General features: G+C 60.6%; 19 protein-coding genes. 13 read left to right on the forward strand and 6 right to left on the reverse strand.

What is annotated here, in order from left to right:
* Positions 1-5: 5 nt before the first annotated feature.
* The 3 genes from NL123_RS13010 to NL123_RS13020 all read right to left on the reverse strand — a co-directional run bounded on the left by NL123_RS13010 (position 6) and on the right by NL123_RS13020 (position 3257).
* The gene (locus NL123_RS13010; RefSeq protein ID WP_248487966.1) at positions 6-980 is read right to left on the reverse strand and encodes an ABC transporter substrate-binding protein; all 975 of its coding nucleotides are present in this window, start codon (positions 978-980) and stop codon (positions 6-8) included.
* A gap of 85 nt (positions 981-1065) precedes the next feature.
* Positions 1066-2649, reverse strand: a complete 1584-nt coding sequence (locus NL123_RS13015; RefSeq protein ID WP_494357936.1) for a rhodanese-related sulfurtransferase — start codon at positions 2647-2649, stop codon at positions 1066-1068.
* Positions 2646-3257: a cysteine dioxygenase family protein gene (locus NL123_RS13020; protein ID WP_248487968.1), complete on the reverse strand. Its 612-nt coding sequence runs from the start codon at positions 3255-3257 to the stop codon at positions 2646-2648. The genes NL123_RS13015 and NL123_RS13020 overlap by 4 nt, the downstream gene beginning before the upstream one ends.
* A gap of 217 nt (positions 3258-3474) precedes the next feature.
* Here NL123_RS13020 and NL123_RS13025 point away from each other — a divergent pair, with 217 nt between their 5' ends.
* Both NL123_RS13025 and NL123_RS13030 read left to right on the forward strand, forming a co-directional pair.
* Positions 3475-4380: a LysR family transcriptional regulator gene (locus tag NL123_RS13025; protein ID WP_248487969.1), complete on the forward strand. Its 906-nt coding sequence runs from the start codon at positions 3475-3477 to the stop codon at positions 4378-4380.
* 107 nt (positions 4381-4487) lie between these two features.
* The gene (locus NL123_RS13030; protein ID WP_494357937.1) at positions 4488-5285 is read left to right on the forward strand and encodes a class II aldolase/adducin family protein; all 798 of its coding nucleotides are present in this window, start codon (positions 4488-4490) and stop codon (positions 5283-5285) included.
* Between the two features lie 52 nt (positions 5286-5337).
* Here the strand turns inward: NL123_RS13030 and NL123_RS13035 are convergent, their stop codons facing one another.
* Complete coding sequence (locus NL123_RS13035) at positions 5338-6420, reverse strand: LLM class flavin-dependent oxidoreductase (RefSeq protein WP_494357938.1); 1083 nt, start codon at positions 6418-6420, stop codon at positions 5338-5340.
* 291 nt (positions 6421-6711) lie between these two features.
* Between NL123_RS13035 and NL123_RS13040 the strand changes: the two genes are divergently transcribed.
* Complete coding sequence (locus NL123_RS13040; RefSeq protein WP_494357939.1) at positions 6712-7332, forward strand: hypothetical protein; 621 nt, start codon at positions 6712-6714, stop codon at positions 7330-7332.
* On the opposite strand, the gene NL123_RS13045 is transcribed toward NL123_RS13040, so the two are convergent.
* Together NL123_RS13045 and NL123_RS13050 are read right to left on the reverse strand one after the other, a co-directional pair.
* A complete protein-coding gene (locus tag NL123_RS13045; protein WP_494357940.1) occupies positions 7284-7616 on the reverse strand; it encodes a hypothetical protein in 333 nt (110 codons plus the stop codon). The genes NL123_RS13040 and NL123_RS13045 overlap by 49 nt on opposite strands.
* A complete protein-coding gene (locus NL123_RS13050; protein WP_494357941.1) occupies positions 7613-7921 on the reverse strand; it encodes a phosphomannomutase in 309 nt (102 codons plus the stop codon). Before NL123_RS13050 ends, NL123_RS13045 begins: the two co-directional genes overlap by 4 nt.
* A 220-nt stretch (positions 7922-8141) precedes the next feature.
* On the opposite strand from NL123_RS13050, the gene NL123_RS13055 reads away from it, so the two are divergent.
* The 10 genes from NL123_RS13055 (at position 8142) to NL123_RS13100 (ending at position 19445) form a co-directional block, all read left to right on the forward strand.
* A complete protein-coding gene (locus tag NL123_RS13055) occupies positions 8142-8582 on the forward strand; it encodes a low molecular weight protein-tyrosine-phosphatase (RefSeq protein WP_494357942.1) in 441 nt (146 codons plus the stop codon).
* 127 nt (positions 8583-8709) lie between these two features.
* On the forward strand, positions 8710-10932 hold the full coding sequence (locus NL123_RS13060) for a polysaccharide biosynthesis tyrosine autokinase (protein ID WP_494357943.1): 2223 nt from the start codon (positions 8710-8712) through the stop codon (positions 10930-10932).
* 73 nt (positions 10933-11005) lie between these two features.
* Positions 11006-12343, forward strand: a complete 1338-nt coding sequence (locus NL123_RS13065; protein ID WP_494357944.1) for a UDP-glucose dehydrogenase family protein — start codon at positions 11006-11008, stop codon at positions 12341-12343.
* 8 nt (positions 12344-12351) lie between these two features.
* The gene (locus NL123_RS13070) at positions 12352-13653 is read left to right on the forward strand and encodes a lipopolysaccharide biosynthesis protein (protein WP_494357945.1); all 1302 of its coding nucleotides are present in this window, start codon (positions 12352-12354) and stop codon (positions 13651-13653) included.
* Positions 13643-14236, forward strand: a complete 594-nt coding sequence (locus tag NL123_RS13075; protein ID WP_494357946.1) for an acyltransferase — start codon at positions 13643-13645, stop codon at positions 14234-14236. Before NL123_RS13070 ends, NL123_RS13075 begins: the two co-directional genes overlap by 11 nt.
* A 1-nt stretch (position 14237) precedes the next feature.
* Positions 14238-15470 carry a glycosyltransferase family 4 protein gene (locus NL123_RS13080; protein ID WP_494357947.1) on the forward strand — a complete coding sequence of 411 codons (1233 nt, stop codon included), beginning with the start codon at positions 14238-14240 and terminating at the stop codon, positions 15468-15470.
* A complete protein-coding gene (locus NL123_RS13085; protein WP_494357948.1) occupies positions 15448-16770 on the forward strand; it encodes an O-antigen ligase family protein in 1323 nt (440 codons plus the stop codon). Before NL123_RS13080 ends, NL123_RS13085 begins: the two co-directional genes overlap by 23 nt.
* A 31-nt stretch (positions 16771-16801) precedes the next feature.
* Positions 16802-17947, forward strand: coding sequence for a glycosyltransferase (locus tag NL123_RS13090; protein WP_494357949.1), 1146 nt, complete (start codon positions 16802-16804; stop codon positions 17945-17947).
* On the forward strand, positions 17944-18513 hold the full coding sequence (locus NL123_RS13095) for an LbetaH domain-containing protein (protein WP_494357950.1): 570 nt from the start codon (positions 17944-17946) through the stop codon (positions 18511-18513). The genes NL123_RS13090 and NL123_RS13095 overlap by 4 nt, the downstream gene beginning before the upstream one ends.
* Entirely contained in the window at positions 18510-19445 is a 936-nt protein-coding gene (locus tag NL123_RS13100) for a glycosyltransferase family 2 protein (RefSeq protein WP_494357951.1), read from the forward strand. Before NL123_RS13095 ends, NL123_RS13100 begins: the two co-directional genes overlap by 4 nt.
* The last annotated feature ends 45 nt before the right edge of the window (positions 19446-19490 follow it).

Consider the following 19490-nt stretch of genomic DNA (forward strand, 5'->3'; position numbering starts at 1 on the left):
TCCTTTTAGCGCGAGGCTTGGTTGAAGGGGACACGCTTGGCGTTGAAGCTCTTGTCGAAGCCCTGCGACACGTCGATGTGCTTGAGCAGCAGGCCTTCCTGTTGATAGGTGTCGGCGGTCGCTTGCAGGCCGCTGATCACCCCATTGTCGATAGTGACCGGGTTCAGGCGGGTGTCCTTGGCCACCGTCACATGCACGTCCAGCGGCAGGCCGGTGATCCTGGCCTGGGCGGCAGCGTATTCATTGGGGTGGGTGTTGGCCCAGGCATACGCGCGGTCGACGCGGGCGACAAAGTCTTCGAGCTGCGGGCGCTTGTCGGCGATGGCCTGGCTTGTGGCGGCGAGGTACAGGTGGTTGCTCAGCAGTTGGTTGCCGCTGATCAGCACGCGGGCCTGGCTTTGTGAAGTGACCACGGTGGTGTACGGGTCCCAGGTGGCCCAGGCGTCGGCGGTGCCGTTATCCAGCACCAGGCGTGATTCGCTGGGCAGCAGGAAAATGAACTGCACGTCCTGGGTGGTCAGGCCGGCGGTGGCCAGGGCCTTGATCGCCAGGTAATGGCCGATGGAACCGCGCCCGGTGACGATCTTCTTGCCCTTGAGGTCGGCAACGGTCTTGATCGGCGAGTCCTTGGGCACGACCAGGGCGGTGGTGGTGCGCCCTTCGGAGTGGATGATGCTGACCACCTTGAGGGAGGCACCGGCACCGAGGGCGAACACGTACGGCGCATCACCGAGGGCGCCGATGTCCACGGCACCGGCGTTGAGTGCTTCGCCCAACGGCGAGGCAGACGGGAACTCAGACCACTGGATTGCATAGGGCACGTTTTGGCTTTCGCCAGAGGCTTCCAGTAGCGCCTTGATTGTCGATTTCTGGTTGGCCACCCGCAGCGGTTGCAGGTCGGCGGCAGCGGCGCTGCCGATCAGGCCAAGGGCGAGGGCGGTGCCCAGGAGCAGGCGTTTGAAAGGGCGGTTGTCGAGCATGGGGCAAACTCCAGGCGTTTGGTGTCTTTCAAGGGATACCTCCGCCTGGAGAAGGGGTCGGATTCCATCACATGTACGGGGTGGGTCAGATCACATGGAAACCATGGGTGCCGTCGCGCGCCAACTGGTCGACCAGGCCGAATTCCCAGTCCAGATAGGCCTGCATGGCTTCCCTGGGGTTGTCGGTGCCTTCGTACGGGCGGCGGTAGCGGTCGATACGCGGCGAGGCCAGGTGGGTTTCGCCTGCTTCCAGCGGCAGTTGCGCGTTGATCCAGCCGGCAGTGCCGTCCTGCAGCAGGAACACTTGTTTGCCGGTAAGGGGTTCGACTTCAGCCACCGCCAGGCGCGCCAGTTGGCTGCTGCCGCAGGTCAGCACGTAACGCTGGGCGGCGGGCACCTTGGCCAGGGCCTCGGCGAGTTGTGCACGCAGCACCCACCAGGCTCCGGGGATATGGCGCTTCACGTAGTTGGCGCTGGCGGTGAAATCCAGCACCACGGTGTCGCCATGGGCCAGCCAATCGACGAGGGTATGGGGGCTGATCAGCTCGGCCTGGGGCGGCACCGGCACCGGCGCGACCCAAGTGCCTTGCTCACTGAGGTGCGCCGCTTGCAGGTCGTCCAGCACATGCACTTCCCAGCCTAATTGGGCCAGCCAGGACGCGGACATGTTTGCGCGCACGCCATCGTCATCCGCGAGCACCAGCCGGGCACCGCGCACGCTGGCGAAATGATCGGTTTCCTGCACCAGTTGCCCGCCCGGCGTGGAGCGTGCGCCCGGCAGGTGACCGGCTTCGAATTCTTCCGGGGTGCGTACATCGAACAGGTAAGTGGTGCGTGTGGTGTCCTGCTGCCAGGTGCGCAGGTCGCTCAGGGTGGCACGGCCAACGCTGGCCTTGTCGGCGACACGCCGCGCATCGACGGCGGCGACCAGGCGGTGTTCTTCCGAGGTCGGCGCAAAACGCCGTGCTTGGCCATGGGCAAGCTTCTGCCCGGCCAGGGTCCAGCCGATGGTGCCGTTGCGCAGGGCCGACACCGGGTTGGCCACGCCGGCATTGATCAGCGATTGGGCGCCGATAATGCTGCGGGTACGTCCGGCGCAGTTGACGATGATACGGGTGGCCGGGTCCGGCGCCAGTTCGCGGGCGCGCAACACCAGTTCGGCCCCCGGCACGCTGATGCCAGTGGGAATGCTCATGGTCTGGTATTCGTCGAAACGCCGTGCGTCGAGCACCACCACATCGGCCTGGCTGTCGAGCAGTGCCTGCACCTCTTCAGCGGCCAGGGACGGCGTATGTCGTTCGCTTTCCACCAGTTCGCCGAACGCCTTGCTCGGTACGTTGACGTCGATGAACAGCTCGCCACCGGCCTTGCGCCAACCGTCCAGGCCGCCTTCAAGCAGGCTGACCTGGGTGTAGCCCAAGGCAACCAGGCGCTCGGCGGCGCGGGCGGCCAGGCCTTCACCGTTGTCGTACACGGTGACCTGGGTATCGCGCCGTGGAATGCGCGCATACACCTCCAGCTCAAGCTTGGACAGCGGGATGTTCGCGGCAAACAGCGGATGGGATTCGGCGAACGGCGCTTCTTCGCGCACGTCGATCAGTGCGACTTCTGCATGGTCCAACAGGGCCTGGCGAATCCGGGCAAAGCTGCGGGTGGATACGGTGGTCATAGGGCAAGGCTCTTTTCTTTGGACAAATCCCAGATATTCGGGAGGAAGGCGTTGGAATAACCGGAGATAAACAGTTTCTCGCTGCCATCGGGCTGGTACACCGCGCGGCGCACCGCACCGATATTGGCGCCGTACACATGGATGCTGATGGACACCTGGTCGCTGTGGGCGTTGCTCACCTGGTGGATGTCGCCGACCTTGGGCGACACCGCTTCAACCTGGCCCGGCACCAGCTGGATCGGCTTGCCCTCGGCCACCAGGCAACCGTCAAGGGCGCGTTCAAACCCTTGGGAAAACTCTGAGCCGCGCAGCATGCCAATCAGGCCCCATACCCGGTGGTCGTGGATCGGTGTGCTTTGCCCCGGCCCCCACACAAAGCTGACGATGCTGAAACGCTGGCGTGAATCGGCATGCAGCAGGAACTGCTGGTAGCGCTCGGGATCGGGTTGGGCGAATTCGTCGGGAAGCCAGTCGTCATGGCTGACCAGTTGCGCCAGCAGCTTGCCGCCACGGTGCAGCAGGTCGCCTTCGCGTGGATTACCGTCGATCAATTCCGCCAGGGCGCCTATGAAGGCTCTGAGTCTCTCGGGGTGTCGGGCCTGGGTCATGACAGTTCCATCGTGCGGTCGGTGGTGATGGGTTTATATAAGCATAATGTTTATAGTTAATATGCTATTTTTTAATGATTAGCTTATAGCTGAAGGTAATTTAGAACTGGTCTGAATAGCGCTAGACGTTATCGATCACAGCGCGGGCTATCCAGGCAGCTTTCCTGCAACTATGCTTCGCACACATCTTAATGACTGTTCTCTATGTGCGGCCCAAATGAAAATTGACGATATCGATGCCTTTGTCGAAGTAATTCGTTGCCAGTCCATCAGCCACGCCGCCGAGTCGTTGCAACTGACCCAGCCGGCCATTACCCGTCGCGTGCAGAACTTCGAGCAGGCGTTGGGGGTGGAGTTGTTCGACCGCAACACCAAACCCCTCAAGCCCACGCTGATCGGCACCCGCGTCTACGAGCAGTGCCGGTTGATCCTGCGCGAGATGGATGCCCTGCGCGAACTGGTGGCCACTGACGCACCGCCCACTGGCCTGTTGCGCCTGGGTGTGCCGCAGACCATCGGCGATGTGGTGTTGCTGGATGTGCTCAAGCACCTGCGCACCGAATACCCCGACCTGCGCGCCCAGGTCGCCACGGGGTGGGGCAGCCAACTGGTGGGCAAGATCGAACGCGGTGAACTGGATGCGGCGGCGGCGTTGTTCCCGGCGGGCAAGATCTTCCCGGACAACATCGTCGGTGAGTCCATTGGCAAGATGGAACTGGTGGTGGTGTGCACCAAGGCCCAGTTGCCGAAGAAACCTTGCAAGCTGGCGGATGTGTACCAGAACGGCTGGATTCTCAACCCGGACGGCTGCGGCTTCCGTGCGGGCTTGCAGCGGACCTTGTCCGATCAGGGCCTTGCGCTGCGGGTCAACCTGGAAACCTTCGGCACCGAGCTGCAATTGGGCCTGGTGGCGGACGGCCTGGGCCTGGGGCTGGTGCCGCGCCCACTGCTGGAGCGCAGCGCCCATCGCGAGCACCTGGCGGTGATGCCGCTCAAGGACTTCAAGCCGGTGATGGACCTGTGGCTGATCTACCCGCACTTCCTGGGCAACCTGCAAGGGCCGGTGGATGCGTTTGGCAAGCTGGTGGCTGCCTCGTTGCACAGGATCAAGGACGCTGCCTGATATGAAAAAAAATAATAATTAGCTTAGATTAAAATGTGCTTTTTATTATTTTTTTGCATCCCCTAGGCTTGCCTGGAAGTCCTTAAGGCCATCCAGGAAGTTTTGCCATGAGCAGCGTCACCCCGATTTCCAGCGTTTCCAGCAACACCGTCCGCCAACGCGTTACTCCGCAAGAATGGGAGGTGCGCGTCAAGCTGGCCGCCGCCTATCGCCTGGCGGCCTTGTACCAATGGACCGACCATATCTATACCCACTTCTCCGCCCGTGTGCCGGGGCCGGAGGAGCATTTCCTGATCAACGCCTTCGGCTTGCTGTTCGATGAAATCAGTGCGTCCAACCTGGTCAAAGTCGACCTCGACGGCACTATCGTGGATGACCCGACGGGCCTGGGCATCAACTACGCCGGCTATGTGATCCACAGCGCCATCCACGGCGCGCGTCACGACCTGCAAGCGGTGCTGCATACCCATACCCGCGACGGCATCGCGGTGTCGGCGCAAAAAGACGGCTTGCTGCCGATCTCCCAGCACACCATCGGTTTCTCCGGGCGCGTGGCCTATCACGGTTATGAAGGGATTGCCCTCGACCTTGACGAGCGCGAACGATTGGTCGCCGACCTGGGCGACAAAAGTGTGATGATCCTGCGCAATCATGGGTTGTTGACCGCGGGCGTCAGCGTGGAGCATGCGTTTCAGCAACTGCAGCAACTTGAGCGGGCCTGCAATATCCAGGTCGCAGCGCAGGCAGCGGGGAATGCGGAGTTGATCTTCCCGCCGCAGGAAGTGGTGGAGAAAGTCGAGCAACAGGCCAAGGCGCACGCCAGCGGCGAAGGTCCGGGCGTGGCGCGGCATTGGAATGCGCTGATCCGGCAGTTGGAGCGCACCGATACCGACTACAAAAACTGAGCTTAATGTGGGAGGGGGCAAGCCTCCTCCCACATTGGTTTTTGTGTTGTGCTCAGGCGACTTGTTTGGCCTGTTCGCGTTGTGCGATCAGTTGGCGGGTGAGGGGGATCAGGCGCTTGCCGTAGTCAATCGCATCATTCAGCGGATCAAACCCACGAATCAGGAACGTGGTGATCCCCAGGTCGTAATAGTCCACCAAGGCCTCCGCGACCTGCTCAGCGGTGCCGACCAGCGAGGTGGAGTTGCCCTGTGCACCGAGCAGTCCGGCAATTCCGGTCCACAAGCGCTTATCCAGGCGTGAGCCTTGCGCCGCTGCGGCGAGCAAGCGGCGCGAGCCTTCATTCGGCGGTTCACGCCGCACAAAGCCATTTTTCTCTGCCAGCTCGGTCGCCTGCTGCAGGATGCGCTCGGCCCGCGCCCACGCCAGTTCTTCGGTCTCGGCGAGGATCGGCCGCAACGACAAGCTGAAGCGAATCGTGCGCCCATGCCTGGCTGCTTCGGCGCGTACCTGGGTGACGATCTCGCGCACCTGCTCGTAGGTTTCGCCCCACAGCGCATACACGTCGGCATGCTTGCCCGCCACTTCAATCGCCGCTTTGGACGAGCCGCCGAAATACAGCGGGATATGCGGCTGCTGTGGCGACTTCACCGTGGAGTACGCACCTTCGACCTGATAGTAGGTGCCCTTGAAGTCGAAGGGCTGCTCGCTGGTCCATTCCTGGCGCACCACGCTCAGGTATTCGTCGGTGCGGGCGTAGCGTTCGTCCTTGCCGATATGGCTGCCATCGGCGCGCAGTTCACGGTCGTCGCCGCCGGTGATGATGTGCACCGCTGTACGCCCGCCGTTGAACACATCGAGGGTGGTGAATTGGCGCGCGGCCAGGGTGGGCTGGGCGAAACCGGGGCGGTGGGCGATGAGAAATTGCAGTCTGGTGGTCACGCTGGCGGCGTGGGAGGCGATCAGCGTGCTGTCCGGGCTGTTGGAGTGGAAGGCCACCAGGGCGCGGTCGAAACCGGCGTCTTCGTGGGCGCGGGCAACGCTCTCGACGTAGTCGGGTTGCAGGGTAGGGCCGCTGCGCGGATGGATCTCGGAAGCGTGATGGCCGCCAATGTAGCCGATGAATTCGATGCTCATGGTCTGTCCTTGTCTTGGGTGTGATTACCACCTCCACCGGGCAGGGGGTCGGTTATTCGCGTCCAAAGTAGGGGCAGGGGCGGGGTCTGTAAAATGCCGATTGGTTCTAACCTAATTATTAAAATGTGGAATTATTAAATTGGCTGTGTATCAGTAAATTGCATTTTTAGAATGCCAGGGCGAATCACCCGCTGGCTTTTCATGTGCCGAGGCTGACTTTAGATAACGTTGTATTTTCCCTGGCACTGAGGTCTGATGGGCGCCGAAACGGGCTTGCCGGATTGGGGAACTATGCGGGCAGAACTTGCGCAATATGGCGGCATTACCGTCATGATTCCGGCCGCTATCATCATCGCCGTGTGGTTGCGGTATTCCAACCCTCGGGCACTGAGGGCCTGGATCATAACGGTTGGTGTGGCTTATTCAGTGGTCGCGCTCAGCAAGTTGCTGTTCAAGGGCTGGGGCCTGTCATTTCAGCACTTGGACATTGCCGTCATCAGCGGCCATGCCATGAATACCTGCCTGATGCTTACCGTGGCGCTGAGCCTGGTGGCCCGCCAGTTCAATCCGGCATTGCGCTGGCCGGCGGCAGGTGCGGGGTTACTCGCCAGTGCCTGGTTTGGTGCTTACTGTGTTGCGCCGTACATACATCCACTCAATGAAGCACTGGCCGGTGTCACCGTGGGGGCTATCGCGGCGATTGCCTTTCTCTGGCGCATTGAGACCACCCACGTCAGGGTGTCCCCTTCGTTCATCGGCGGTGGGCTGGTGGTGTTGCTGGCCTGCACACTGGTGCCCAAGTTCAATGCCGAGTTGCTGCTCAACCGGGTTGCCATCACCTTGTCGGGTGCCGACCAGGCCCATCAAGCGCATTCCTGGCGGCTGGATGCGGCACACACAAAGGCCGAGTAAGTCACCAGGTCCAGCGCCCGGTGGCTGTCCACCATCAGTTCCAGCAACACCGTCTGCGCATTGAAACGCCGCATATCGCCGCGCCGCCGTGCCTCGTTCATCTGCTTGAGCAGCGTATGGGTGATCTGCTGCGGTGAGCTGCCGTGCAGTTGCTCCAGCCAACGGCCGATGGCCTGGGTATTGCGCCGGTATTGGGTACCCACTGGCGGCTTGGCGAAACCTTCGAACATCCCGGTGAGTCTTCTCAGCGCATAGCTGCGTATCACGTCATCCAACAGGCTCATGGCCGCTCCTCAGTGCCGCAGATGTTCGCCAGCAACTCGGCGGTCTTGACCAGCATGAACTGGCTGTCACCGCGACTTTCCACGCACAGGCACACCGACAGCGCATCACTCACCTGCAACTTGAAGCGCCAATCGGCGAACACCATCGACAGTCCGGAACAGGATTCATCGCTGTCCAGGGAATTGTCGCGGTATAACACCTGCATGCGCTCGACGACGCGGGTCGAGTTATTCACTTCGACATGAATATTTCCCGAAGAAGGAAATAGGCCAATACGCTCTACCAATAACTTTGACATGTTCATGGCCGTCTCTTCGTTGTTGCGGTCAGGCGGCACTTTATTCTGTGGGAGGGCAAAAGTACTGGAATGTTATTTTTAGTCGGTTATGCCGGGTGTTGTTATTTTTAGTCTGCCTCGGAAGGTGGTCGAAGTACCGCGGTTGTGATCATAATCGCCTCGCTGCTTGAAGTAAGGTCATCCCTTTTACTACCGGGTTAATACAGTCGGCGCGTGGGAGGTTGCCTTGTTCAATAGGATTTTGATTGTGTGTGTCGGCAATATTTGTCGCAGCCCCACGGCAGAACAATTACTGCGCAATGCGCTGGCGCACTCCGCGATAGAAGTGAGTTCTGCGGGGTTGGCCGCATTGCGTGACAGCCCGCTGGAGCCCACGGCTCTGCGGGTGCTGGAAGAGCACGGGCATGCACCGGCTTCACACAGGGCACGTCAACTGACCAGCGCTGCGGTGAGTGACGCGGATCTTGTACTCGTGATGGAGCAACGGCATATCGACGGGGTACTCAGCCTCGCCCCGGAAGCACGGGGCAAAGTGTTCCTGCTGGGTAAATGGCAATACAACCGCGAGATCATGGACCCTTATCGTCAAGGCAAACCAGCCTTTGTTCATGCCTATGCGTTGATAGAGCAAGCGGCTCAGGCGTGGGCGCAAAGGTTAGTCGGTTAAATTGGTTAAGTTGGTTAAAAGTCGTCATGTAACACACTTGATAAGTTCTGCGTTAATCGTGCATGGATCCGGGCGTCTTGCACCCTGTGCCATTCCTTGACTATTGGTTGGAAAAAAGAACTGACTTATGCAATCAACACCCGCAACAGCGTCGCATAACGGCGAAGAAACTGATCTGGATTTCATGATGTTGTTGGGCACGTTGCTCGATCACAAGTGGCTGATCGGTGGCATCAGTATCGTCTTTATGGCGCTGGGCGTGGCCTATGCAGTGTTGACGCCTCCGGTCTATCAAGCCACCGCACTGATTCAGGTCGAACCGAAAAAAGGCGACATGCTCGGCTTTTCCGATGTCGGCAGCCTGCTCGGCAAGGAGTCGCCCACGGTCACGGAGGTCGAGTTGATCCGCTCACGGATCACCGTTGGCACTGCCGTCGACAACCTGAACCTGGACCTCGAAGTGAAGCCCAAGCGCTTCCCCTTGATCGGTGATTTCATGGCGCGTCGCTTCAAGCCAGCGCAAGCCCATGAGGTGGCGAGCCCCTGGCTTGGCCTCGACAGTTACGGTTGGGGTGGCGAGGCCCTGAAGTTTTCGCGGTTGCGCCTTCCGGCCGACTTGCTGGGCCAGGAACTGACCTTGACTGCCGGTAGTGGCAGCACCTTTACCCTGTCGGACCAGGACCAAAACGTGTTGCTGACGGGGCAGGTGGGTCGCTTCTATGAAAGCAGTGGCCTCCAACTGCAGGTCGAAACGCTGGATGCCAACCCTGGCGCGCAATTCAGCGTTGTGCGTTCGCCACGCCTCACCAGCATTCTGCGCTATCAGAAGCTGCTGGATGTGGCAGAGCGCGGCAAGGAGTCGGGGATCATTGGCCTGGCGCTGGAAAGCACGCGGCCCGAGGCTGCCATTCAGGTACTCAATGAGGTCGCCCGCATCTACGTGCGCCAGAACATCGAGCGCACCTCCGCCGAGGCGGCCCAGAGCCTGGCCTTCCTTAAAGACCAATTGCCCCAGGTGCGCAAGGATGTCGAGCAGGCTGAGACGGCGCTGAACCAGTTTCAGATCCGCAACAAAACCATCGACATCAGCCTTGAGGCCAAGGCCATTCTTGACCAGATCGTGGCGCTGGATGCGAGCATTTCTGAGCTCAAGATGCAGCAGGCCGAGATCGAGCGAAAGTTCACGCCCCAGCACCCGGTGTACCGCGCGCTCCTGACGCAACTGGCAGAACTCACGGCCCGTCAGAGCGAGTTGGCCAAGAAGGTCGAAAGTTTGCCGACCACCCAGCAAGAGTTGCTTAGCCTGACCCGCGACCTGAAAGTCAGCACCGAGATCTACACGCAACTGCTCAACAAGTATCAGGAGTTGGACGTGATGCGCGCCGGCACGGTCGGTAACGTGCGCCTGATCGATACCGCCGATGTCGACCTGAGAAACCCGATCAGGCCGCAAAAAGCGTTGATCGTGGTGATCGCTACGCTGCTCGGTGCCTTTGTCGCAGTCGCGCTGGTGCTGTTTCGCAAGGCGCTCAATCGGGGCGTGTCCAACCCCAACGAGTTGGAAAAACTCGGCTTGCCGGTGTATGCGGCCATCCCGTTCAGCGCCATCCAGAAGGACATGGACCAGAAGCTATTTCGCGGCAACCATTCGGGGCCTACGCAATTGCTGGCCCTCAGCAACCCGACGGATCTGGCCATTGAGGGGCTGCGCAGCCTGCGCACGAGTCTGCATTTCGCCATGTTGGAAGCGGGCAACAACCGCTTGATGATCTCCGGGCCGAGCCCGCAGGTGGGCAAGACATTCGTCTCGGCGAACCTGGCCGCTGTGGTCGCGCATTCGGGGCAGCGTGTGTTGCTGGTGGACGTGGACATGCGCAAGGGTTACTTGCACAAAGTCTTTGGCGTTGCGGCAGAAAACGGTCTGTCCGACCTGCTCGCCAAACGCTGCGAGCTCACCACTGCGATCCATCCCACGGAGGTCGAGAACCTTCACGTCCTTAGCCGTGGGCGGATCCCGCCGAACCCATCGGAACTGCTGATGCACGCCAACTTCAGCGAATTCCTGGAACAGGTCAGCGCGCTGTACGACCTGGTGATTCTGGATACACCGCCATTCCTGGCGGTCACCGATGCAACCATCGTCGGGCGACAGTCCGGCACCAATCTGATCGTGGCCCGTTTCGAGTTGAACTCTGTGCGCGAGGTGGAGCTGACGATGCGTCGCTATCAACAGAACGGCATTGAACTCAAAGGCGCGATTTTCAACGGTATCGAGAAGCGCTCATCCGCCAAATACGGATACGGCGCCTACAGCTATTACCACTACGAGTACACGTCAGACCGCGTTTGATCCTGGACGCCAGGCATTTGAAGTCCAACGCGCAGCACGTCTACCACTGGCCGCAGGTTCAACGAGAAACGCTATGAAAGTCACAGTTTTTGGCATTGGTTATGTAGGGCTGGTCCAGGGCGCCGTCCTTGCCGAAGTCGGCCACGATGTGCTGTGTGTCGATATTGACGCGCAGCGGGTTGAGCGTCTCAAACAGGGGCATATCCCGATCTACGAGCCAGGCCTGGAAGCGCTTGTCAGGGAAAATCATGCGGCCGGCCGTTTGAATTTCACCACCGACGCCGTGGCTGCAGTCAAGCATGGCGAAGTGCAGTTTATCGCGGTGGGGACACCGCCTGATGAAGACGGCTCGGCCGACTTGAAGTACGTGCTGGCGGTGGCCGAGACCATTGGGCAGCACATGCTGGCCCCGCTGACCATCATCGACAAATCCACCGTTCCCGTGGGCACCGCCGACAAAGTAAGTGCACGGGTGGCTGCCATGCTCGCGCTGCGCGAGCGCACCGACCTGGCCTTCGACGTGGTGTCCAACCCGGAGTTTCTCAAGGAAGGCTGCGCGGTGGCTGACTGCATCCGTCCGGACCGCATTGTCATCGGCACCGCCAGCCGGCATGCGGAGGCGGTGATGCGCGAGCTCTACGCGCCGTTCAACCGCAACCACGAAAAAATCATCGTGATGGATGTGCGCAGCGCCGAGTTGACCAAATACGCTGCCAATTGCCTGCTCGCCACCAAGATCAGCTTCATGAACGAGATGGCCAACCTGGCCGAGCGACTGGGGGCCGACATCGAGATGGTGCGCCAGGGCATCGGGTCCGATCCGCGTATCGGCTATCACTTTCTGTATGCAGGCGTGGGGTATGGAGGGTCGTGTTTCCCCAAGGATGTCCAGGCCTTGATCCAGACCGCCGAGACCCTCGACTTCGATGCCACGCTGCTCAAGGCCGTGGAACGACGCAATGCCGAACAGAAAAACAGCCTGTTCAACAAACTGTCCACGCACTTCAACGCGCAACTGGCGGGCAAGACCTTCGCGCTCTGGGGGCTCAGTTTCAAACCCAATACCGATGACATGCGCGAAGCCCCCAGCCGCGTGTTGATGGAGGCCTTGTGGCGTGCCGGGGCAAACGTGCAGGCCTTTGATCCGGAATCGATGGAAGAAACCCAGCGTCTCTATGGCGACCGCGAAGACCTGCGCCTGTGCGGCACCAAGGAAGCCTGCCTGAAAGGCGCCGATGCCTTGCTGATCGTCACGGAGTGGCAGGTCTTCAAGGCACCGGACTTCACGGTGATCAAACAGCAGCTCAAGCAACCGCTGATCTTTGACGGACGCAACCTGTTCGACCCCGTCAGTGTGCAGAAGAAAGGTATTCACTACGTATCCGTTGGGCGACCTCTCAACCCGGTATAGGTCTTCCCATGAGTGTGCTTAAAAGAATCGTCAGCGGCATTGGCGCCAATTCGTTTGGCCAGGTGGTAAACCTGCTGATCCAGGTGGTGAGTGTGCCGGTGCTGATTGCCAGTTGGGGCTTTGGCGCCTACAGCGAATGGGTGGTGCTGTCTGCGATTCCAACCTACCTGGCGCTGTCTGACCTGGGCGTGACCACGGCGGCATCGAGCAAGGTCGTGATCTGGCACGAGCGCGGACGGTTGAAGGTCGCGAGTGCGGTGTACAGCACCAGCTTTGCGTTTCTATCCCTGGCGGGACTCAGTGTGCTGTTGCTGACCCTGGGCGCCCTGGCGTTGTTTGACCTGTTCAGCATGCTCAACCTCCAGTCGATCAAGAGCGGCGACGGGGTGCTGATTCTCTCGGCGCTGACCGGCTACTCGCTGCTTTGCCTGTTTACCAACATGATTTCGATCCGCTACCGGGCCAATAAGGCCTTGCCGTTGTCGGCATTCATCATGAACGTCATCCGCATGCTGGAATGGTCGGCCGCGTTGCTGTGCGCTTACCTGAGCCACAGCCTGGTCGCCACCAGCCTGGTGCTGTTGGCCGTGCGCGCGACGGGCATCGTCAGCAAGAACCAGATCGCCAATCGGTTGGGGATCGCCTTGCGTTTCAACCTTTCTGCGATCGGCAGGCGGGCATTTGTGACATTGATCAAACCGTCGCTGGCTTCGCTGGCCTTTCCGATTGGCCTGGCGTTGAACGTGCAGGGGCTGATCATTCTGTTGTCGGTGCTGCTGTCTCCGGCGCACGCGGCGATATTCGGTTTGTACCGGACCATTTCCAGGGTGTTGGTGCAGTTCTCGACCGTGGTGAACCAATCCCTGTGGCCGGAGATTTCCTATGCGTTCTCTATCGGTGACAACCAACTGGTCCGCAAGATGATCCGCTACGCCTTGCGGTTCTCGCTGCCCATCGCCTGTGTGCTGGGCGCGCTGGTGGTGATATTCGGCGGGACGATCTTCGATGTGTGGTCGGGCCGCAAAGACGATTATTCCTCCAGAATCATGCTGGTGCTGATCATCGGCGCGCTGACCCACGTGGCTTGGCAGGTGTATTGGGTGGCAATGATGGCCACGGCGTCCTATTCGTCGTTTGCCGTGGTGTTCATGTTGGTGTCAATCGCCAGCATTCTGGCGGTGTTCTGCCTGGCACAAGACTATGGCTTGCTCGGCGTCTGCTACGTGCTGGTGGCCACCGAAGTCGTCCTGTTCTGTTTTGCCAGGCGCGGTTTCCATCGTCTTGAACTGAGGATGGCCCGTGCTGATTAATCACCTGATCCGCCATCGATTGAAAATCAGCCTGCTGACGCCTGAGGGGCTCAAGTACCTGGCCAAGCGCGTGCTGTTGCTGGGCCGCTTGCTCAAGGCCGATCGCCGCCAACGCATGTTGCGCCGACAGGGGGCCAGCCTGGCTCCGCTGGTGATGATCAATGCCGTGGAATTCGAAGGCTCCGTCGCGTGTTTCAGCGTGGGCACCGGCAGCTTTATCGGCAAGCGCACCTTTATCCAATTGCACGCCGCCGTCCGTGTGGGCGCCCATGTGGCGATCAATGAAGGCGTGCGTATTCTCACGGGTACCCATGGCCTGGATGATCCTGCCTGGCGCTTGAAAGTCGCCCCGGTGGTGATCGGCGACTACGCCTGGGTCGCCACTGACGCGATCATCCTGCCGGGCGTGACGATCGGTGAAGGTGCCGTCGTCGGTGCCGGCAGTGTGGTCGGGCGCAATGTGGAACCGTACAGCGTGGTGGCGGGCAATCCGGCACGGGTCATCAGGTCGCGTGCTGCGCATGCGTTTACCTACAGCCCGGTCCGCTCAAGTGCCGTCGTCGAAGCCTGGATGGGTAAATAAGATGATTCTGGTCGCTCATCCCGTTGGTAATCAGAATGTCCGCGCGTTGCTGCGCGCGTTGAATCAACGGCAGTTGCTGCACTCGTTCCATACCTCGCTGGCACTGCATAAGGAGTCGTTCCTCTGCCGTCTGCCGGTGGTGGGCAAGGAGTGCCTGCGGCGTACGTTCGATCAGGTCGATGGCGCGTTGCTGCACAGTTACCCGCGTTATGACGTGCCGCGTGTGATCTGCGACAAACTGAGGTGGTATCGCCTGACACGGCGCAACACCGGCATCTTCTGCCCGGAAAACGTCTACCACCACATTGACCAGGCCAGCGCCGGTTTCCTTTACAAGACCCCGCGCAAACCCAGCCAGGTGTACGGCTATGACGGCAAGTGCCTGGGCTTGTTCAGCGCCGCCCGCGACATCGGCGACATCACCCTCAATTATGAGGCGGCCTTCGGCTCCATCGCCTACGCCTGCAGGATGCTTGAGCATGAGCGCGAGGCCAACCCTGCCTGGCGTGCCAGCATTCCCAATATCAGCGATGACACCGTGCGCAAACAGACGGCCGAGTTGGCCTTGGCGGACCGGATCATAGTGGCGAGTACCTTTGCCAAGCGCACCCTGGGTGAGCACGGCGTTGCGCCAGGCAAGGTTGCGATCACGCCCTATGGCGCGCCGGCGCCGATGGTGCGTCATGAAGCAAGCGCCCGGCCAGGTGCACGATTGAAAGTGATTTATGTCGGCGCGCTGACCCAGCAAAAGGGCATTTCGTACTTTTTCGACGCGTTGAACCTTGCGGCGAGCAGCGTTGCCCTGGACGTCACGGTGATCGGTGGCGACTACGCCAACGGTCGCAACCCCGTGCTCAATGCCGAGCTGAAAAAGTACCAGTGGTTTAGCTCCGCGTCCCACGATGACGTTATCCGCCACTTGCTGGAGGCAGATGTGCTGGTGCTGCCGTCGGTCGCCGAGGCGTTTGGCCTGGTGGTGGGTGAAGCCTTGTCCACGGGCACAGCGGTGATCGTGTCGCAGAACTGCGGGGCGGCCGACCTGGTCGTCGAGGGTTTCAACGGTTATGTGGTGCCGATCCGCTCTGCCGAAGCGATCGCCAGCCGTCTGGTTGAGCTGGCCGAAGACAAGGACAAGCTCAGTGCGTTGCAGCACAACGCTGTGTTGTCTGCCGGTGGAACCACCTGGGACAGCTACGCCAGGGAGGTGATGGATGCAATCCTTGGCCATTCCTGACAGGGTCAGCCTGCATGAGCGCTACCGCACGCGGGTGGTCAGCGCCTTCGTGCTTATCTACCTGTTCATCCTGTTCGAAGGGATCTTGCGCAAGTGGGTGATGCCGAGCCTCAGTTCGGTCATCTATTTCATCAAGGACCCGATTGTTCTTTATATCTACTGGTGCGCCTACCGGTTCGGGTTTTTCTCGAAAAACCTGGTGTCGGCCTACTTTGTCGTGCTGGTCATGGTGTTCTTCCTGCTGGTGGCCGCGTTTTTGTTGAGCAGCCCTGAAGGCTTCGTCATCTACGGCTACGGCGTGCGCAACTACCTGCTGTATTTCCCTTTGATATTTGTTGCTGGCAAGACGCTCAGGTTGACGGACGTCTATCGGTTCGCCCGTATCACGCTGTTCGCGGCGATCCCGATCAGCGTGCTGGTGGTGCTGCAGTATTCGTCCGGACCCCAGGCGTATGTGAACAAAGGCATTGGTGATGATGACTTCATCTTCATGATTGCCGACGGTGTCGTGCGCCCCTACGGCACCTTCACGTTCACCGCCGGGCATGTGGTGTACGTGTCGGCCTGCTTTGCATTCCTGGTCGCGGCGGTGTTTGACAAGGCCTTGTTCCGTGCCGTGTTCGCCCGGCGCTACGGGCTGTTTGGCGTGTCGGCGGCTGCGGTGGCGGTGATGTGTTTCCTCACGGGCTCAAGGGCCATCTATGCGTACGCTGCGATTGTGCTGCTGGCGGCGCTGATGGTCGCCTTGATCAAGAAATCGCAACGCAACCTGTTGTCGTTGTTTTTCCTGGCGGCCGCGCTGTTTGTCAGCCTGCTGATTTTCATGTCCACCGACAGCTACCAGGTGCTGGTGGAGCGCAACCGCAGCGCGGTGGCCAGTGAAGGCTCGCCGGTCACTCGCGCGTTCTCCAGCCTGTATGCGTTCACGCGTGTGGTTGATGACGCGCCGTTGTGGGGCCACGGGATAGGTTCGGGCACCAACGCCGCCTCGACGATCCTGCGCGCAGGGCGGGAGCAGGGCGCAGGCTTTTTACTGGCCGAAGATGAATGGTCACGCATCGTGCTGGAAATGGGCCTGCCCGCCGGGCTGATGTTCATTCTGTTCCGGATCTTCGTGCTGCTCTGGTTACTGCTCAAGTCCTACACGGCGCTGGTCAGGCAAGGCACCGGGGTGCCGTTGCTGCTGTGCGGTTTCCTGGCGCCGATCCTGTTCAACGGGGTCATGACCATGCAGGGCACCTTCCTGGCGTTTGGCGTGCTGTATGCCTGCCTGATTCTCGCGGCCTGCAAGAAAACCTGAACCTACTCAACGCATCAGCGGACGACAGCACGTGAAGTTACTAAGAATCATCTCTTCGGTCAGACCGGAAAAAGGCGGCCCGATCAACGCGGCCCGGGAAATCGACACGGTGCTCGCCCAGGAGGGACATCGCGTGGATGTCCTGACGCTGGATGCCGAGTTCGCGGTGGACTATCCCGGCACCGTGCACTTCATGGGGCCAAGCCGTTTCGGCTACGGCTTGAACGGCAACATCCGCCAATGGCTGGAGCAGCACGCCCGGCACTATGATTTTTTCATCATCAACGGCTTGTGGCAGTACCACGGGTTTGTCGCCCGCCAAGTGCTGAACAAGTTGGGCCGACCTTACATCGTGTATACCCACGGCATGCTGGATCCCTGGTTCAAGCACGAATACCCGCTCAAGCATCTGAAGAAGTGGTTGTACTGGCCCTGGGGCGAATACCGGGTGCTGAGGGATGCGCGGCGCGTGGTGTTCACCAGTGAAGAAGAGCAAATCCGTGCGCGAGAGTCGTTCTGGCTGTATCGCGCCCATGAAACGATCACGGCGTATGGCACTGCCAGCCCACCGGCCGATGGGGCGCGCCTGGCACACGACTTCATCACCGACCACCCGGAACTCAAGGGCAAGCGGGTGGTGCTGTTCCTGAGTCGCATCCATAAGAAAAAGGGCTGTGACCACCTGCTGCAGGCATTTGCCCAGGTCGCCGGGCAAGACGAGCGGCTGCACCTGGTCATGGCCGGCCCCGATCAAGGCGGCTGGGTACAAGCATTGCAGGATCAGGCCGAAAAGTCGGGCATCGCCCATCGCATCAGCTGGCCCGGCATGTTGCAAGGTGCGGCGAAGTGGGGCGCGTTCTACGCCGCCGAAGTGTTTTGCCTGCCTTCGCACCAGGAAAATTTCGGCGTGGTGGTGGCGGAAGCGCTGGCGTGCGGCAAGCCCGTGCTGATCAGCAACAAGGTCAATATCTGGCGTGAAATCGACAAGGATCGCGTGGGCTTTGTCAGTGACGACACCGCTGACGGCGCCCTGCACAACCTGCAACGCTGGTTGCAGCTGGAGGCGCCCGCTTACGCGCAAATGTCCGAGCGGGCCAGGGCGTGCTTTGCCGAACGCTTTCATATCCGTCGCGGTGCGCAGCGCTTGCTGGAGATTGTGCGGGAGTGCTTCCCGTGATTCTTCAAGGCAATGACCCGCACCGTTCGGCCTCGTTCTCATTGGGCCATCGGCTGCGCCGCCAGCTCTGGAACATGGTGTACGTGGTGCTGTTTCGCACCAGCCCGCGCCCGCTCCATGCGTGGAGGGCCTTTCTGCTGCGGCTGTTCGGTGCGCGGTTGGGCAAAGGGGTGCACGTGTATCCACGGGCCAAGGTCTGGGCGCCCTGGAACCTGGAGCTGGGTGACCATGTCGGCATTGCCGATGGCACCACGCTGTACAGCATGGCGTTGATCCGCATCGGGCGCTACAGCGTGGTTTCCCAGGGCGCGCATTTGTGCGGCGGCTCCCACGACTACAACAGCAAGAACTTCCAGCTGTATGCAAAACCCATCGTGCTGGGGGAGCACGTGTGGGTGTGTGCCGAGGCGTTCATCACCCCGGGCGTCAGTGTGGCTGACGGCGTGGTGGTGGGTGCCCGCGCCATGGTGATCAAGAACATCGCGCAGCCGTGGACCGTGCATGCAGGGCATCCGTCCCGCCAGATCGGCCTGCGTACCCAGCATCTGCAGGAGCCCACGCCATGAAGCGCGAAACCATCAGCGTGATCATCCTCACCTACAACGAAAGCCTGCACATCGCCCGGGCCATCGACTCGGTGCGGGCCTTCAGCGATGAAGTGCTGGTGGTGGACTCATTCTCCACCGACAGCACCTGCGACATCGCCCGTGCCCACGGCGCGTGGGTGGTGCAGCACCCGTTCGTCAACCAGGCCAAGCAGTTCCAGTGGGCGCTGGACAACCTGCCGATCACCGGCAACTGGACGCTGCGCCTGGATGCCGACGAGATCATCGAGGCTGACCTCGCTGCCGAGATCAACGCACGCTTGCCGACGTTGGCCAGCGATATCACCGGCATCAACTTCAAGCGCAAGCACATTTTCATGGGGCGCTGGGTGCGGCACGGCGGGCGTTACCCGTTGAGGATGCTGCGGCTGTGGCGCACCGGGCTCGGGCGCATGGAAGACCGCTGGATGGACGAGCACATCTCGGTGGCCGAGGGTCGCACCATCACCCTGGAAGGTGGGTTCGCCGACCATAACTTGCATGACTTGACCTTCTTCACCCACAAGCACAACCAGTACGCCACCCGCGAAGCGATTGAAGTGCTCAACACGCGGCTGGGGTTGTTTGCGATCCGCGATGAACTGCACACGGGGCAGAGTTCGTTCCAGGCCAAGGCCAAGCGCCTGATCAAGAACCGCCTTTATAACCGCGTGCCGTTCACCCTGAGTTCCACCGCCTATTTCTTGTGGCGCTACATCATCCAGCTGGGGTTTCTCGATGGCCGCAGCGGCCTGGTCTATCACCTGCTCCAGGGCTATTGGTACCGCTTCCTGGTGGGCGCCAAGGTGCTGGAGCTGGAAACCGCAATTGCCCATTTAAACGATAAGGAAGCCATTGTCCGGGAACTCTCGAAGTTGACCGGCCATAACTTGAACCTGCCCAAACAGAAGTAACTGACCGTTTTTAACAAACACCCAAGTTTGGGTGTCGGCCTTCGC

The organism is Pseudomonas sp. FBCC-B1565 (assembly GCF_059133265.1).

Coding starts and splice junctions, on each gene's coding strand:
- NL123_RS13010 (WP_248487966.1), bottom strand. CDS start 980: ATGCTCGACAACCGCCCTTTCAAACGCCTGCTCCTGGGCACCGCCCTC.
- NL123_RS13015 (WP_494357936.1), bottom strand. CDS start 2,649: ATGACCACCGTATCCACCCGCAGCTTTGCCCGGATTCGCCAGGCCCTG.
- NL123_RS13020 (WP_248487968.1), bottom strand. CDS start 3,257: ATGACCCAGGCCCGACACCCCGAGAGACTCAGAGCCTTCATAGGCGCC.
- NL123_RS13025 (WP_248487969.1), top strand. CDS start 3,475: ATGAAAATTGACGATATCGATGCCTTTGTCGAAGTAATTCGTTGCCAG.
- NL123_RS13030 (WP_494357937.1), top strand. CDS start 4,488: ATGAGCAGCGTCACCCCGATTTCCAGCGTTTCCAGCAACACCGTCCGC.
- NL123_RS13035 (WP_494357938.1), bottom strand. CDS start 6,420: ATGAGCATCGAATTCATCGGCTACATTGGCGGCCATCACGCTTCCGAG.
- NL123_RS13040 (WP_494357939.1), top strand. CDS start 6,712: ATGCGGGCAGAACTTGCGCAATATGGCGGCATTACCGTCATGATTCCG.
- NL123_RS13045 (WP_494357940.1), bottom strand. CDS start 7,616: ATGAGCCTGTTGGATGACGTGATACGCAGCTATGCGCTGAGAAGACTC.
- NL123_RS13050 (WP_494357941.1), bottom strand. CDS start 7,921: ATGAACATGTCAAAGTTATTGGTAGAGCGTATTGGCCTATTTCCTTCT.
- NL123_RS13060 (WP_494357943.1), top strand. CDS start 8,710: ATGCAATCAACACCCGCAACAGCGTCGCATAACGGCGAAGAAACTGAT.
- NL123_RS13065 (WP_494357944.1), top strand. CDS start 11,006: ATGAAAGTCACAGTTTTTGGCATTGGTTATGTAGGGCTGGTCCAGGGC.
- NL123_RS13070 (WP_494357945.1), top strand. CDS start 12,352: ATGAGTGTGCTTAAAAGAATCGTCAGCGGCATTGGCGCCAATTCGTTT.
- NL123_RS13080 (WP_494357947.1), top strand. CDS start 14,238: ATGATTCTGGTCGCTCATCCCGTTGGTAATCAGAATGTCCGCGCGTTG.
- NL123_RS13085 (WP_494357948.1), top strand. CDS start 15,448: ATGCAATCCTTGGCCATTCCTGACAGGGTCAGCCTGCATGAGCGCTAC.
- NL123_RS13100 (WP_494357951.1), top strand. CDS start 18,510: ATGAAGCGCGAAACCATCAGCGTGATCATCCTCACCTACAACGAAAGC.